The sequence below is a fragment of the Bradyrhizobium sp. STM 3561 genome (assembly GCF_045571455.1).
Taxonomy (GTDB): Bacteria; Pseudomonadota; Alphaproteobacteria; order Rhizobiales; family Xanthobacteraceae; genus Bradyrhizobium; species Bradyrhizobium vignae.
Map to the genome: position 1 here is coordinate 4,843,096 of NZ_CP120695.1, position 15,497 is coordinate 4,858,592.

Consider the following 15,497-nt stretch of genomic DNA (forward strand, 5'->3'; position numbering starts at 1 on the left):
CCTGACGTCTCGTCCGGGCGACCTTCCCGCGTGTCGCGGAACCGATCGTCCCTCGCCGCACATTGTCGGCCGTCAGCGATGTCTGGCACCAAGCGGCTGGGCGGTGGGAGTAACAAGTGTGGCGGGATTGACATGGAGTCGCTGATCACCGCCGCCGCGCGCGCGCTCGAAGCCGGCGATCCGCTCGGTGCCCTGAACCGCGTTGCGCTGCGCAACGATGCGCCGTCGCTGGCGTTGCGCGGCATCGCGATGGCACAGCTCGGCGAGTTCGCCAAAGCCAAGTCGCTGCTGCGCACTGCCGCGCGCGCCTTCGGTCCGCGCGAGGCCGTGGCACGCGCGAGGTGCATCGTCGCCGAAGCCGAGATCGCGCTGGTCTCGCGCGATCTGAGCTGGCCGGTGAAGACGCTCGCGGCGGCGCGCGCGACGCTCGAAAACCACGGCGATCTCGTCAATGCCGCCCATGCAGGCCATGTCGAGGCGCGTCGCTTGCTTCTGGTCGGGCGCCTTGATGAGGCCGAGCGCACGCTGGCCGAAGTCCGCCCTGCGCCGCTCCCGCCTGCCTCCCAGGTCGTCCGCGAGCTCGTGGTCGGCGGCATCGCAATCAGGCGGCTCAGGACGAAAGAGGCACGCGCGGCCCTCAGCCGCGCGGCTCACGCGGCGCGCCTTGCGAGAATCCCGGCGCTCGTGGCCGAGGTCGAGAGCGCGAACATCATACTCGACACGCCGGCAGCGCGCCTGATCGCGCGCGGCAGCGAACACCCGTTGTTGCTTGGAGAAATCGAACGACTGGCGACCTCGACGGCGCTCGTCGTGGACACCTTCCATCATGTGGTGCGCAGGCAAGGCGTCGTGGTGTCGCTGGGAACGCGCCCCGTGCTGTTCGCGCTCGCTCGTCTGCTGGCGCAGGCATGGCCGGCGGATGTCTCGCGAGAGACGTTGATATCAGGCGCGTTTCAAGCCAAGCACGCGGACGAGTCGCACCGCGCGCGATTGCGCGTCGAGATCGGACGGCTCCGCACCCAGCTCAGGCCTTTGGCCGATGTCAGCGCGACCAAGCAGGGCTTTGTGCTGGCGCCGCGGAAGATTCGCGACGTCCTCGTGCTGGCGCGGCCCAATGAGGAGAAGCACGCCGCTGTCCTCGCTTTTCTCGCCGACGGCGAGCCATGGTCGAGCTCGGCGCTCGCACTTGCGCTTGGGATCAGTCCGCGCACCGTGCAGCGCGCCCTCGAGGAGCTGGCGCGCTCGGGCAAGGTGCAGTCCTTCGGACACGGACGCGGGCGCCGCTGGATGACGCCTCCCGTTCCGGGTTTCCCGACAGGCTTGTTACTCCCCACGCCCCTCCTGAAGACATAAGGTGTGCACCAGTTCACAGGGATCGAGCACATGAAACGTTCAGCCGCCGAGATCGTCACGGAGTATGGACCGTTTCCGGGTGTCGAGGCCGTGCACGGCGTGACCTATGACGGCAAGCGTGTCTGGTTCGCATCCGGCGACAAGTTGAACGCTGTCGATCCGGCCAGCGGCAAAATCGTGCGCTCCATCGACGTCGCGGCGCATGCGGGAACGGCGTTCGACGGCCGGCACCTGTTCCAGATCGCCGAAGATCGCATCCAGAAGATCGATGCGGCCTCGGGCAAGGTGCTCGGCACCATCCCGGCGCCCGGCGGCGGCGGCGATTCCGGCCTGGCCTGGGCCGAAGGGTCGCTTTGGGTCGGACAATATCGTGAGCGCAAGATCCATCAGGTCGATCCCGAAACGGGAAAGGTTCTCCGCACCATAGAGAGCAAGCGCTTCGTCACCGGCGTGACCTGGGTCGACGGCGAGCTCTGGCATGGCACCTGGGAGGGCGAGGAGAGCGATTTGCGGCGGATCGACCCTGAAACGGGCAAAGTGATCGAGCAACTCGACCTGCCCGCCGGGGCAATCGTGTCAGGGTTGGAGTCAGATGGCGGCGATCGCTTCTTCTGCGGCGGCGGTGGTAGCGGCAACGTGAGAGCGGTCCGCCGTCCTCGGCGCAGCTAGCCCCCGTCGTGATGACTTGAAGCGCGGCGACGGCGCGTTCGCAGCCGTTAACCTGTTCGCCCCAATTCCACCCAACCGGTGCGCTCTAGCGCCCTCCTCGCCCGCCCTGTAAAATCTCCGCCGGGGCGGCTTGGGGGATCGATGCGACTCACGTTGAATTTGAAGACCATCCTGATCGGCGTCGCAGTGCTCGCGGGATCGTTCTTCATCAGCCTGAAGGTGATGGACGTCCTGTCGCCGCGCGCGACGAATTCGGCGCCGCCGGTCGTCGCGCAACTGCCGCCGCTGCCGCCCGCCTCGAAGAGCTCCATCGTCGTCGCGCCGGTCGCCATCGCGATATCTGCGATCCGCGAGCAGGCCGAGAAGGCCGCGCCGCGCAATTTCGCCGGTAAGGCCGACAACCCGATCTCGCAGATCCTGGAGAACGCCGATATCGGCTGGTCCGCCGCGCGCGGGCCGATGGCAGCGAGCGGCGACAAGGACGTGCTGACGATCTCGACGCCGCTCACCGGAAAGCTCAACGTGACGGGCTCGCTGTCGTCGAAAGCCACAGGCGCGCTTGGCGACGCACTCGGCAGCGTACTCGGCGGTGACGCAGCGAAGCGGATCGGCGCGGTCAACATCAAGAACCTGAACGCCAGCGCCGAGATCAAGGGCAACGTCGTCGTCACCTCGCGCCCGAAGCTCGCCGCTGCCTGGCATCTCGAGCCCAATCTCGGAGCCCAGGTCAATCTCGGCGACACCAACCTCAACGTCGCCGGCGCGAAGGTCAACGTGCCGGCGCAGGTGAAGCCGCTGATCGACAAGAATGTCGGCGAGCAGATCAACGCCGTCTCCGAGCGCATCCGCAACGATCCATCGCTGCGCGAGAACGCGAAGGCGCAATGGGTCAAGGCCTGCCGCTCGATCCCGCTGCAAGGCTCGGGTTCATCGGCCGCGCTGCCGCCGCTCTGGCTCGAGATGAAGCCGGTGCGGGCGATCGCGGCGCAGCCGCGCGTCGATGCGCAAGCCGTGACGCTGCTGCTCGGCCTCGAGGCCGAGACGCGCGTCACCTCGACGCAGACCAAGCCGGAGTGTCCGTTCCCCGACAAGATCTCGATCGTGCCGCCGACCGGCACCGGCGTGAACATCGGCGTGCCGATCGACGTGCCCTTCACCGAGATCAACAAGCTGATCGCAGCGCAGATGGTCGGCCACACCTATCCCGAGGACGGCTCCGGCCCGGTCGACGTCACCGTCAAGAGCGCCAACGTCATCCCCTCGGGTGACCGGCTGCTGATCTCGCTCTTGGTGCGCGCCAAGGAGAAGAAGAGCTGGTTCGGCTTCGGTGCCGAGGCGACGGTGCACATCTGGGGCCGGCCGGTGCTCGACCAGGCGCGGCAGACGCTGCGCCTCGCCGACATCCAGCTCGCGGTGGAGTCCGAGGCCGCCTTCGGCCTTCTGGGCGCCGCCGCGCGCGCGGTGGTGCCGCAGATGCAGCAGGCGCTGCTCCAGAAGGCAACCCTCGACCTGAAGCCGATCGCCGCCAACGCGCGCGAGAAGATCGCGGCCGCCATCGCCGACTACCAGAAGAGCGAGGACGGCCTCAAGGTCGAGGCCAGGATCGAAAGCCTCACTCTCGCCGACATCGCGTTCGATTCCAAGACCCTGCGCGTGGTCGCGGAAGCCGGCGGCTCGCTGAATGTGTATGTGACGAAGCTGCCCGGAATGTAGCGCGCCCCCACTCACCGCGAGGCTATCGCATTTGAGAGCTTCTCCCTGCTGCCATCCTACGAGACGCCCGCTTTAGGCGGGCTCCTCAGGATGAGGACGGAGTGCGCGGCTGCAGTCTCAACGAGCCCTGCCGCCGATTTGCCTCATCCCGAGGAGGCGCGTAAGCGCCGTCTCGAAGGACGAGGCGTGCGCGCAGGCCTCCGCGACGAGTCGCATGCGATGCCTTGCCCACTCACCAGGCCTCGCACGCCTCTTCGTCGCTTGCGCCGCTGGCATTCTCGCTGGAGGATGCTAATCTCGCACGGCACGGTAGGGGACAACGCGAGGACAACATGGAAGCCGGCATGGTCACACCCGCGCCGGCGCTGGTGCGCTTTTCCGGCATTCAGAAGACCTATGATGGCGAGCATCTCGTGGTGAAGAACCTCGATCTCGACATCAGGAAGGGCGAGTTCATCACCCTGCTCGGCCCGTCGGGCTCGGGCAAGACCACCACGCTGATGATGCTGGCCGGCTTCGAGGTGCCGACCCATGGCGAGATCTACCTCGCGGACCGCCCGATCAAGAACGTGCCGCCGCACAAGCGCGACATCGGCATGGTGTTCCAGAACTACGCCCTGTTTCCGCACCTGACCATCGCGGAGAACATCGCCTTTCCACTATCCGTTCGCAACACGAGCAAGGCGGACGTGCAGGAGCGCGTCAGCGCGGCGCTGCGCATGATCAAGATGGAAAGCCTGGCGCAGCGGCGGCCCGGGCAGTTGTCCGGCGGCCAGCAACAGCGCGTGGCGCTGGCCCGCGCGCTGGTCTTCAATCCGCAGCTCGTGCTGATGGACGAGCCGCTCGGCGCCCTGGACAAGCGCCTGCGGGAGCAGATGCAGCTGGAGATCAAGCAGCTGCACGAGACGATGGGCATCACCATCGTCTACGTCACCCACGATCAGAGTGAAGCGCTCACGATGTCGGATCGCATCGCCGTGTTCAACGACGGCATCGTGCAGCAGATCGACAGGCCCGACGCGCTGTATGAGCATCCGGTGAACAGCTTCGTCGCTCACTTCATCGGCGAGAACAATGTGCTGGCCGGCACCGTCGAGACGATCGACAAGGAGTTTTGCCGGGTTGTGCTGGCCGGAGGCGGCGCCGTGACCGCGCGGGCTGTCAACATCTCAGGCGCGGGTGCGTCGACCTCGCTGTCAGTGCGGCCGGAGCGGATCGCCATCGTCCCGGACGGCAGCACCAGCGACGGGGTCAATCGCCTGCCGGCAAAAGTCCAGAACACGATCTATCTCGGCGACCACGCGCTGGCCGTACTCGAGGTTGCCGGCAACGGCGAGTTCATGGTCAAGCTTCAACCGGGAGCGCATCACAGCCTCACACAAGGGGAAAGCGTCTTCATCACCTTCCGCCCCGAGGATTGCCTGGCTCTCGACCCCGTCTGATCCAACGCAAAGCGGACATGAAACAATCAATCTCGACGCAACTCACACAAGAAGGAACGAAGACCATGCTGAATCGCAAGATCGCTCTGGGGTTCGCCGCGGCACTGAGCGCCAGTGCTGCGCTGGCGACAGTTGCGCAAGCGCGCGACCTCACCGTCGTATCGTGGGGCGGCGCGTATCAGGATGCTCAGAAGAAAGTCTATTTCGAGCCGTTCAAGAAGGTAACAGGCGTTGCGATGAACGACGAGGCCTGGGACGGCGGCGTCGGCGTATTGCGCGCCAAGGTGCAGGGTGGTGCCGCCACCTGGGATGTCGTCCAGGTCGAAAGCGACGAGCTCGCAGTCGGCTGCGAGGAAGGCCTGTTCGAGAAGCTGGACTATTCCAAGATCGGCGGCGAGGCCGCCTACATCCCGCCGGCGGTCAATCCTTGCGGCGTCGGCGCCATCCTCTACGATTTCGTTCTCGGCTACGACAAGGACAAGCTGAAGGAGGCACCCCAAGGCTGGGCCGACTTCTTCGATACCAAGAAGATTCCCGGCAAGCGCGCCTTGCGCCAGGGCCCGAAGACCACGCTGGAGATCGCCCTCATGGCCGACGGCGTCGCACCAAAGGACGTCTACAAGGTGCTGGCGACCGACGAAGGCGTCGATCGCGCCTTCAAGAAGCTGGATACCATCAAGGGCGACATCGTGTGGTGGAAGGCCGGCGCCCAGCCGCCGCAATTGCTCGCCTCCGGGGAGGTGGCGATGACCTCGGTCTATAATGGCCGCATCGACACCGCGAACAAGAACGAGAAGAAGAACTTCGGCATGGTGTGGGACGGCGCGCTGTTCACCCTCGACAGCTGGGTGATCCTGAAGGGCAGCCCGAACAAGGACGCGGCCTACAAATTCCTGGACTTCGTCGGCAAGGCGGAGAACCAGTCCAAGCTCTCGGAGAACATCGCCTATGGAACTTCGAACAAGGATGCCGCCAGCCGGCTCGCGCCCGCCGTCCTGAAGGACCTGCCGACAGCGCCTGACAACATCAAGAACGCGGTCGAGATCAACGTTGGCTTCTGGCTCGAGAACATCGACCGCCTGACCGAGCGCTTCAACAAATGGGCAGCGAAGTAGGTCCCGACAGCACCGGCGTGCGGCGCAGGCGGAGGGAAAAACGTGGCGGATAGCTCGCCCGCGGTGCATCCTTCGAGACGCCCGCCCATGGCGGGCCCTCAGGATGAGGTCTGAGTCTGTGGCAGCGACTTTACAGACACCGATGTCGAGGAGCCTCATCCTGAGGAGGCCGCGAAGCGGTCGTCTCGAAGGACGAGGCGCGCGCTCAGACCGGCCCGAAATGCCATATGCGATTGCCCGCCCGGAAATGGCGAGGGACGTCCGGTCAAAGAGGTTCGCGCCATGACAGCGGCGTCCCTGACCGAGACCGAAGTGCCGCTCAAGCGCCAGTTGAGGCGAGCGGAGCGGGCACGCCAAGTCAAGGCATTGGCGCTGGTCCTGCCGCTTCTTGTCTTCCTGCTCTTCACCTTCGCCGGCCCCATCGCCGGCATGCTCTGGCGCGCGGTCGATGACCGCGAGGTGCGCCAGGTTCTGCCGCAAACCATAGCTGTTCTCGCGGACTGGGACGGCAAGGACCTCCCCAACGAAAAGGCCTATGCCGCGCTGGCAAGCGACATCATGGCGGCGCGTGCCGCCGGCAGCATCGCCATCGCGGCCAAGCGGCTGAACTACGCACTCAACGGCTTCCGCACGATCCTGACCAGCACGGCGCGCAATCTGAAGGCGGCTCCGGAGCCGGGCACGGCCAAGGAAACGTTGGGCAAGATCAACCCGGCCTGGCGCGAACGCGCCACCTGGGCGACGATCAAGGACGCCGGTGGTCCCATCACCGGATTCTACCTTCTCGCCGCGCTCGACCTGACGCGGAACGCGGACGGCGCGATCGTCGCAGCCCCGAAGGATCAGGCCATCTACCGCGAGGTTTTCGCCCGCACCTTCCTCATCAGCCTCGGTGTCACGGCACTCTGCCTGATCCTCGGCTTCCCGGTCGCCTACTTGCTGGCGACGCTGCCGCCGGTCCGGTCGAACCTCTTGATGATCTTCGTCCTGCTGCCGTTCTGGACGTCTCTGCTGGTCCGCACCTGCGCCTGGATCGTGCTGTTGCAGAGCAAGGGAATCGTGAACGACAGCCTGCACTGGCTTGGCATCATCGACGAACCGTTGCGCCTGATCTACAATCGCTTCGGCGTCTGCGTGGCCATGACCCACGTTCTCCTGCCGTTCATGATCCTGCCGCTGTACAGCAGCATGAAGGCGATCTCGCCTGCATACATGCGTGCCGCCGCCTCGCTCGGCGCGCCTCCCCTCACCGCCTTTCTGCGGATTTACCTGCCTCAGACCTTGCCCGGCATCGGCGCGGGAAGTCTGCTCGTCTTCATCCTCGCGCTCGGCTATTACATCACGCCGGCCCTGGTCGGCGGCGCCGCAGACCAGATGATCAGCTACTTCATCGCACTCTACACCACCGAGACGGCCAATTGGGGCCTTGCTTCGGCATTGGGGGCGGTGCTGCTCTTGGCCACCGTTCTGCTCGCTCTCGTCTACGGCAAGCTGGTGCAGGGACAGCAGGTCACGGGAGGCATGAAGAATTGAGCGACAATTCCTCCCTCCGCACGCCCAGCCAGCGCATCGCGTGGACCGCGACCATCGTCGTCTCGACGCTGGTGTTCATCTTCCTGATCGCGCCCATCCTTGCGATCATGCCGCTGTCCTTCAGCTCGGGCTCGTACCTGACCTATCCGTTGCCGGGCCTGTCCTTGCGTTGGTACGACGACTTCATCACTTCGCCGCGCTGGATGCATTCGTTGAAGAACAGCATGATCATCGGCGTCGCCTCGACGGCGCTGTCGATGGTGCTTGGCACGCTGGCCGCGCTGGGCCTGGCGCAGTGGAAGAGCCGGTTCAAGCCGCTCGTGCTGGCTTTCGTGCTGTCGCCGGTGGTCGTGCCCGGGGTCATCACCGCGGTGGGCCTGTATTTCTTCTTCGCGCCGATCGGACTGACCGGCAGTTATCTCGGCCTGATCCTGGCCCACACCGCGCTGGCGACGCCGTTCGTGGTGATCACGGTCGGCGCGACGCTGCAAAGCTTCGACACCAATCTGTCCCGCGCCGCCGCCTCGCTCGGCGCTTCGCCAATCTACGCGTTCCGCCGCGTGATCCTGCCGCTGATCCTGCCTGGCCTCGCTTCAGGCGCGCTGTTCGCCTTCGCGACCAGCTTCGACGAGGTGGTGATCGTGCTGTTCATGGCAGGTCCCGAGCAGCGCACCCTGCCGCGCGAGATGTTCAGCGGCATCCGCGAGAACATCAGCCCGACCATCACGGCAGCGGCGGTGATCTTGACGACGGTCTCGGTCATCCTCCTCGCCACCCTGGAAGGCTTGCGCCGGCGTAACGAACGGCTCAAGGGCGGCGGCTGAAAGGCGGCGCTCCTCCTTCTCCCCGCGCGCGGAATGGCAATCACACATGGCATTCTGCGCAACCTAAGCGCGCGCCTCGTCCTTGACGACCGCTCCGCGGTCTCCTCAGGATGAGGCTAAGCGGCATCGGTGCTTGTTGAAACGACTGCCGCACACTCGGTCCTCATCCTGAGGGCCCGCCAACGGCGGGCGTCTCGAAGGATGCCACAGGGGGCTCTCTCCCATATGCGGTTATCCTGCCGCAGGCGGGGGAGCGGCGAAGGGAACACCCCGCCCCTTCTGATTTTGCATTCCGCTATGACGCGCGCCGCTTAGCTGCCGCGACCGATTGCCGCTACAACGGTCCCCGCAACAACGTCCGAACAACAACACACAGGGAGAAACACGATGCAAAAGCTATTCGCCGCCGTCGCGGCCGGCCTCGCGCTCGCCGCGACTTCCGGCGCCGCGCACGCCCAGATCTCCGACGACGTCGTCAAGATCGGCGTGCTCACGGACATGTCGAGCCTCTATGCGGACGCGACCGGCAAGGGCTCGCTCGCCGCGGTCGAAATGGCGGTCGCCGATTACGGCGCCAAGGTCGCGGGCAAACCGGTGCAGGTGGTCGCTGCCGATCACCAGAACAAGCCCGACGTCGGCGTCAACATTGCCCGCAACTGGTACGACAACGACAAGGTCGACGCGATCTTCGACGTGCCGACGTCATCGGTAGCGCTGCCGGTCTCGGCGTTGACGCGCGAGAAGAACAGGATCCACATCAATTCCGGCGGTGGCTCGTCCGACATCACCGGCACCGCCTGCTCACCCAATACCGTGCACTGGACCTACGACACCTATGCGCTGTCGAACGTCGCCGGCAAGGCAATGGTCAAGCGCGGCGAGGACACCTGGTTCTTCGTCACCGCCGACTACGCCTTCGGCATGGCGCTGGAGCGCGACGCCGCCAACGTGGTCAAGGAGAGTGGCGGCAAGGTGCTCGGCGACGTCCGCCATCCGCTCAACTCGTCGGACTTCTCCTCATTCCTGCTGCAGGCCCAGGCCTCCAAGGCCAAGGTCGTCGCGCTGGCGAATGCCGGCGGCGATACCACCAATGCCCTAAAGCAGGCTTCCGAATTCGGTCTGACCCAGGGCGGCCAGAAGATGATCGCGCTCTTGCAGGAGATCACCGACACGCATTCGCTAGGCATCAAGTCGACGCAAGGCCTGATCGTCACCGACGCCTTCTACTGGGACATGAACGAGGAGACGCGCGCGTTCTCGAAGCGCTTCAACGAGAAGGTCGGGCACATGCCGACCATGATCCAGGCCGGCCTTTATTCGGCAACGATGCACTATTTGAAGGCGATCGACGCGATCAAGACCGACGCGGCGCCGAAGGTGATGGAGCAAATGCGCGCGACACCGGTCAACGACTTCTTTGCGAAGAACGGCAAGATCCGCATCGACGGCCGCATGGTCCACGACATGTATTTGTTCGAGGTCAAGAAGCCCGAGGAATCCAAGGGCGAGTGGGACCTCTACAAGCTGATCGCCACCGTGCCCGGCGACGAGGCCTTCCGCCCGCTCGACAAGGGCGGCTGCCCGCTGGTGACGCATTAGCCTCCGCAACTTCCGTCATTGCGAACGAAGCGAAGCAATCCAGAATCCCTCCGCGGCGACAGTCTGGATTGCTTCGTCGCAAGAACTCCTCGCAATGACGAAGAGACGACAGCGCGCCCGGTGGAAACCAGGCGCGCTTCGTTCAGCCGACTAGAAGTCCATTACTCCGAGTACTTGAACTCGGGCATGTTCTTCAGCTCGTCCTTGCTCGCATTGAACACGGCGTGGTCGGGGTACCACTTCGACGCGGACGTCGTGGTCGTCGCGGTCTTGTCGGTTCCGGTCGCTGCGCCGGTCGTCGTGGTCGAGGCCGGCCGGCCGGGCGGGTTGGTGGCGGCCGTGCCGGTGTAGGCGACGGGCTCGTTGACGAACTTCAGTTTCTCGTAAGGCACCGCAACGAGGTGCTCGCCCATGCCGAGGAATCCGCCGACGCCGATCACGGCCATCTTGACGTTACCGCTCTTGTCCATCAAGAGGTCGTTGATCGAGCCGATGTTCTCGTTGGCCTCGTTATAGACCTTCACGCCCGACATTTTCGACACGCGCCACTGGTCGGACGCGCTCGTCGTCGTGGCGGTGGCCGCCGGTGCCGCCTTGTCGGTGGTCGCGGTCGGCGCTTGCGCGAACGCAGCGGTCGCCAGCAGTGCTGTGCCGGCAAGGCCGGCAACGATCGATTTCATCATGTTGTCCTCTCCTTCAACGAAAACCTTGTGTGGAGAGAACAGCGCTGATCACGCGCAGTTCCGTGCGCACCGCAATTTCGTTGCGCGATGCGCGAGCGGAGAATTCACGAGACTTGTTCCTGCGTCACTCAGGAACATTTTGCGACGCACGGTTCCCCGCCGATTGATCATGCGCCCTGGGTGAAGCATGACCGCGGCGAGGACCGCGCCGACCTGGAAGCTGTCGCTGCACGACCGCAAGCCGCACGGCTTGATCGTGCGCATGCAATTGCGGGTCTGTCGGGAGCCGCGGCTGGCGGCTTAGGCACTTCTTTTTTCACCTCTCCCAAGCGGGGAGACGTCGATTTGCGTAGCAAATCGGGTGAGGGGTGCAGATCCCACGAGAGAACGCACCCCCCACCCGGCGCTACGCGCCGACCTCTCCCCATGGAAGAGGTGAAGAGATCGCGATGTGTGGCAAAGCCTCAGGCGGCGAGCGGCGGATGCTCGATCGCGTGCTCATCGAAGATCGCGACCGCCTCGAAGCGGTAGCCGCAGGCCTGGCACTTCCAGAGATAGGAAACGCGCCCCTCGCCCGGCTCGATCCAGTCCGGGAACGGGATCGGTGTGCCACATTGTGCACAAGGGTTCTGCCTGGGAATGTCGTCGATGTCTGCTGGGGTCATGGACGTCCTCCCGAGTGCTGGTTTGGATCAGCGATTTTGGGCGAATGCGCCAATGGACAGACCCGCTGTCGCGTAAGGGCGCGCCGCCAGCTCCAAGCTTAACCCAGGTTTAAGTCGTAAAAGCGACGAGCCGGCGAAAATCGCCGCTGGTGACGTTTCGCCACATCATCGCCGTGTTCCCACTGCCTAACGCGCGAGGGTGCAGGTCCGTTCTGCCGAGGAATATTTCGATGAAAATTTTGCGTATTGCCGTGCTTGCGGCGGCAGGGCTGATGATGCCGCAGGCTGCATTCGCCGGCGAAGCCGAATACGCCGAGATGGTTGCAGCCCATGCCCGCGCCAACGGCGTGCCGGAGGCGCTGGTGCATCGTGTCATCATGCGCGAAAGCCGCTATCAGCCGCACCTCGTCGGCCGTGGCGGCACCATCGGGCTGATGCAGATCAAGCTCGCGACCGCCCGCGGGGTCGGCTACACCGGCGATGCCGCCGGCCTGCGCGATCCCAACACCAACCTCACTTATGCGGTCAAGTACCTCGCCGGCGCCTATCGCGCCGCCAACGGCGACCACGCCCGAGCCGTGCGTTATTTCGCGGGCGGCTATTACTACGCTGCAAAGCGCCAGCGCCAGGAGGCGATGCAGGTCGCCAATGCGGGCGAGACCTTGCTCGAGCCGAACGGCAATCCGCAGCCGATGTTCGGCACGCCGCCGCATCGCAAGCTGGCACAGGGCGTCCGTAACGCGCGGGCGCAGGCGCCGAAGTAACTTCCGTGTCCCGGACGCGCTGCAACGTGTAGCGTTGCTGCGCAGAGCCGGGACCCAGCATCTCCACGAAGATGGGCCCCCGCTCAGCAGCGCACCACGGCCGCAAAAGGCGCGTGCGTCCGGGGCACGGCTGCACTGCAGTTCCGTGCCAACACGCGTTGACCACTCCGCCCCACTGGCATACATTGACGCCGTTCCGAGGGGTGCTCCGAGGAGGAGCTGAGATACCGCTAAATGGGCAATTCGGCCAACACCGGCTGCTCAAGACCGCGGTGACCCTTTGAACCTGATCCGGGTCATGCCGGCGAAGGGACAGGGATGTACCAGACCACCAAGCGGCCGGATTCACCGGTATCCATCATCGGCGCAGGCATTGCGGGCGCCTGGCACGCCCTGCTGTTCGCACAGGCCGGTCACGCCGTCACCTTGCACGAGCGCGGTGACGAGGCGATGACGGACTCGACCAGCCATTGGGCCGGCGGCATGCTCGCGCCCTATTGCGAGGCCGAGGTCGCAGAACCCATCATCAGCCGATTGGGGCTTCGCTCCCTGGACATCTGGCGGCGCGAGCTGCCCGACACGCCTTTCAACGGCTCGCTCGTGGTCGCCCATCCGCGCGAGCGCAACGATTTCGAGCGCTTTGCGCGCATGACCGAGAATCACCGCCGGCTCGATGCCGCGGGCCTCGCCGAGCTCGAGCCGTCGCTGGAGGGCCGCTTCCGCGACGCGCTGTTCTTCCCCGCCGAGGGCCATGTCGAGCCGCGGCGCGTGCTGCCGAAGCTGCACGAGCGCATCCGCGCCGCCGGCGGCACCATCAAGTTTTGCAGCGACGTCAGCGCAAACGACCTCGACGGCATCGTGATCGACTGCCGCGGGATCAGTGCGCGCGACGAGCAGGGCGAGCTTCGCGGCGTCAAGGGCGAGATGATCCTGATCGAGACCCGTGAGGTGCAGCTGGCGCGCCCGGTGCGGCTGATCCATCCGCGCTGGCCGCTCTACGTGATCCCGCGCGAGAACGGCCTGTTCATGCTGGGCGCGACCTCGATCGAGGCGGAGGACACCGGCGTCAGCGTGCGCTCGGCGCTGGAGCTTTTGGGCGCGGCCTATACGGTGCATCCGGCCTTCGGCGAGGCGCGCATCGTCGAATTCGGCTCAGGGCTTCGGCCTGCTTTTCCCGACAACCTGCCGCGCATCGGCATTCGCGACAGCAGGATCAGCGTCAACGGGCTCTACCGCCACGGCTTCCTGCTCGCGCCGGCCCTCGCCGAGCTGACGCTCGCCTATGTCCATCGCGGCCAGATTGACAACGAGGTGATGCAGTGCTTGTGATCGTCAACGGCGAGCAGCGCGAGGTGAGCGCGGCCAGCGTTGGCGCGTTGCTCACCGAGCTCGACTACGAAGGCACCCATTTCGCCATCGCACTCAACTACGACGTCGTACCGAAAAGCCGCTGGGCCGAGACCGCGCTGAAGGCCGGCGACGAGATCGAGATCATCACGCCGCGGCAGGGAGGGTGAGGATGGCGGCTGTCCATTCGTCGCCCCGGCGCGCACCAAACACTCCGCTGTCATCGCCCGGCTTGACCGCGCGATCCAGTACGCCGCGGCTTCTCCGCATTGCGGCACGGCCTCGGGAATACTGGACCCCCGCTTTCGCGGGGATGACACCGTCATTCAAGGAGACACCTTCAACATGGTGACCTTCTACGGCAAGACCTTCCCTTCCCGCCTCCTGATCGGCAGCGCGCTCTATCCCTCGCCGGCGATCATGCAAAGCGCGATCCGCGCCTCCGGCGCCAACATCGTCACGGTGTCGCTGCGGCGCGAATCCGCCGGCGGCAAGACCGGCGATGCGTTCTGGAAGCTGATCCGCGAGCTCGACGTCACCGTGCTGCCGAACACCGCCGGCTGCCGCACCGTGCGCGAGGCGGTGACGACGGCCAAGCTCGCCCGCGAGCTGTTCGGCACCAGCTGGATCAAGCTGGAGGTCATCGCCGACAACGACACGCTGCAGCCCGATGTCGTCGGCCTGGTCGAAGCAGCAGGCCTCCTGATCAAGGACGGTTTTGAAGTCTTCCCCTATTGCACCGAAGACCTCTCGGTCGCCAATCGCCTGGTCGACGCTGGCTGCAAGGTGGTGATGCCCTGGGCCGCGCCGATCGGCAGCGCGAAAGGCATCATCAACCGCGATGCGCTGAAGCTGTTGCGCGAGCGGCTGCCCGACATCACGCTGGTGGTCGACGCCGGCTTAGGGGCGCCTAGTCACGCCGCGCAGGCGCTCGAGCTCGGCTATGACGCCGTGCTGCTCAACACCGCCATCGCCAAGGCCGCCGATCCCGTCGCGATGGCGAATGCCTTCCGCCTCGGCTGCGATGCCGGCCGCACCGCCTATGAGGCCGGGCTGATGAACGCCCGCGACTTCGCCTCCCCCTCCACCCCCGTCGTTGGGACCCCGTTCTGGCATGCCGTATCCTGATCGCCACGCGTATCCTGATCGCTTTTATCCCGTCGTCGACAGCCTCAAATGGGTCGAGCGCCTGACCAAGCTCGGCGTCGGCACCATCCAGCTGCGCGCCAAGGAGCTGAACGACGCCGACGCGCTGCAGATCGTCACCGACGCGCTGGCGATCACCGAGGGCACGCAAGCCAAGCTGGTGGTGAACGACTACTGGCGCGCCGCGATCGTCGCCGGCGCGAAGTACTTGCATCTTGGCCAGGAGGACCTCGCCGAGGCCGACCTCAAGGCCATCCGCGAGGCGGGCCTCAATCTCGGCATCTCCACCCATGACGACGAGGAGCTTGCGACCGCGCTCGCGGCAAAACCCGACTACGTCGCGCTCGGCCCGATCTTCTTCACCACCTTGAAGTCGATGCGTTTCGAGCCGCAGGGCATTCCCAAGATCACGGAATGGAAAAAGCGCATCGGCACCATCCCGCTGGTCGCGATCGGCGGCATCAAGTTCGAGCACGCCGCGGAGATCTTTGCGGCGGGGGCGGATTCCATCGCCGTCGTCAGCGACGTCACCCAGAATGCCGACCCCGATGCGCGCGTGCGGCAGTGGCTCGGCCTGTCAAAGGAGGCGGCATGACCGAAACTCTCTCCGCTCGTCATTGCGAGCGAAGCGAAGCAATCCAGAA

The 15,497-nt window shown here is 65.4% G+C and carries 15 protein-coding genes and 1 riboswitch; of the genes, 13 read left to right on the top strand and 2 right to left on the bottom strand.

What is annotated here, in order from left to right:
* Window positions 1–132 precede the first annotated feature (132 nt).
* From P6U28_RS22995 to P6U28_RS23030, 8 genes are all read left to right on the top strand, one after another.
* Window positions 133–1,353 (top strand): helix-turn-helix domain-containing protein, encoded by a 1,221-nt coding sequence (locus P6U28_RS22995; RefSeq protein ID WP_407119959.1) that lies wholly within the window; start codon window positions 133–135, stop codon window positions 1,351–1,353.
* A gap of 30 nt (window positions 1,354–1,383) precedes the next feature.
* A complete protein-coding gene (locus P6U28_RS23000; protein WP_162500167.1) occupies window positions 1,384–2,022 on the top strand; it encodes a DUF5074 domain-containing protein in 639 nt (212 codons plus the stop codon).
* 141 nt (window positions 2,023–2,163) lie between these two features.
* Window positions 2,164–3,735: a DUF4403 family protein gene (locus P6U28_RS23005; protein WP_407119960.1), complete on the top strand. Its 1,572-nt coding sequence runs from the start codon at window positions 2,164–2,166 to the stop codon at window positions 3,733–3,735.
* Window positions 3,736–4,067: 332 nt separating this feature from the next.
* On the top strand, window positions 4,068–5,177 hold the full coding sequence (locus tag P6U28_RS23010) for an ABC transporter ATP-binding protein (protein WP_122401937.1): 1,110 nt from the start codon (window positions 4,068–4,070) through the stop codon (window positions 5,175–5,177).
* A gap of 65 nt (window positions 5,178–5,242) precedes the next feature.
* A complete protein-coding gene (locus P6U28_RS23015) occupies window positions 5,243–6,292 on the top strand; it encodes an ABC transporter substrate-binding protein (protein ID WP_407119961.1) in 1,050 nt (349 codons plus the stop codon).
* A 282-nt stretch (window positions 6,293–6,574) separates the two neighbouring features.
* On the top strand, window positions 6,575–7,825 hold the full coding sequence (locus P6U28_RS23020) for an ABC transporter permease (protein WP_407119962.1): 1,251 nt from the start codon (window positions 6,575–6,577) through the stop codon (window positions 7,823–7,825).
* Complete coding sequence (locus tag P6U28_RS23025; RefSeq protein ID WP_162500166.1) at window positions 7,822–8,649, top strand: ABC transporter permease; 828 nt, start codon at window positions 7,822–7,824, stop codon at window positions 8,647–8,649. Before P6U28_RS23020 ends, P6U28_RS23025 begins: the two co-directional genes overlap by 4 nt.
* A gap of 387 nt (window positions 8,650–9,036) precedes the next feature.
* The gene (locus tag P6U28_RS23030; RefSeq protein WP_129145546.1) at window positions 9,037–10,248 is read left to right on the top strand and encodes an ABC transporter substrate-binding protein; all 1,212 of its coding nucleotides are present in this window, start codon (window positions 9,037–9,039) and stop codon (window positions 10,246–10,248) included.
* Window positions 10,249–10,409: 161 nt separating this feature from the next.
* Here the strand turns inward: P6U28_RS23030 and P6U28_RS23035 are convergent, their stop codons facing one another.
* Together P6U28_RS23035 and P6U28_RS23040 are read right to left on the bottom strand one after the other, a co-directional pair.
* Window positions 10,410–10,931 carry a PRC-barrel domain-containing protein gene (locus tag P6U28_RS23035; protein ID WP_122401933.1) on the bottom strand — a complete coding sequence of 174 codons (522 nt, stop codon included), beginning with the start codon at window positions 10,929–10,931 and terminating at the stop codon, window positions 10,410–10,412.
* 464 nt (window positions 10,932–11,395) lie between these two features.
* Entirely contained in the window at window positions 11,396–11,596 is a 201-nt protein-coding gene (locus tag P6U28_RS23040) for a hypothetical protein (RefSeq protein ID WP_122401932.1), read from the bottom strand.
* Between the two features lie 230 nt (window positions 11,597–11,826).
* Between P6U28_RS23040 and P6U28_RS23045 the strand changes: the two genes are divergently transcribed.
* The 5 genes from P6U28_RS23045 to P6U28_RS23065 all read left to right on the top strand — a co-directional run bounded on the left by P6U28_RS23045 (window position 11,827) and on the right by P6U28_RS23065 (window position 15,448).
* Complete coding sequence (locus P6U28_RS23045; protein ID WP_122401931.1) at window positions 11,827–12,360, top strand: lytic transglycosylase domain-containing protein; 534 nt, start codon at window positions 11,827–11,829, stop codon at window positions 12,358–12,360.
* Between the two features lie 189 nt (window positions 12,361–12,549).
* A riboswitch (TPP riboswitch) is annotated at window positions 12,550–12,691 on the top strand.
* Window positions 12,679–13,689 (top strand): FAD-dependent oxidoreductase, encoded by a 1,011-nt coding sequence (locus tag P6U28_RS23050; RefSeq protein ID WP_407119963.1) that lies wholly within the window; start codon window positions 12,679–12,681, stop codon window positions 13,687–13,689. Its footprint overlaps the riboswitch before it by 13 nt.
* Complete coding sequence (gene thiS, locus P6U28_RS23055; protein ID WP_122401929.1) at window positions 13,680–13,877, top strand: sulfur carrier protein ThiS; 198 nt, start codon at window positions 13,680–13,682, stop codon at window positions 13,875–13,877. The genes P6U28_RS23050 and thiS overlap by 10 nt, the downstream gene beginning before the upstream one ends.
* Window positions 13,878–14,052: 175 nt before the next feature.
* Entirely contained in the window at window positions 14,053–14,835 is a 783-nt protein-coding gene (locus tag P6U28_RS23060) for a thiazole synthase (protein WP_407119964.1), read from the top strand.
* Entirely contained in the window at window positions 14,822–15,448 is a 627-nt protein-coding gene (locus P6U28_RS23065) for a thiamine phosphate synthase (RefSeq protein ID WP_407119965.1), read from the top strand. The genes P6U28_RS23060 and P6U28_RS23065 overlap by 14 nt, the downstream gene beginning before the upstream one ends.
* Window positions 15,449–15,497: the final 49 nt, after the last annotated feature.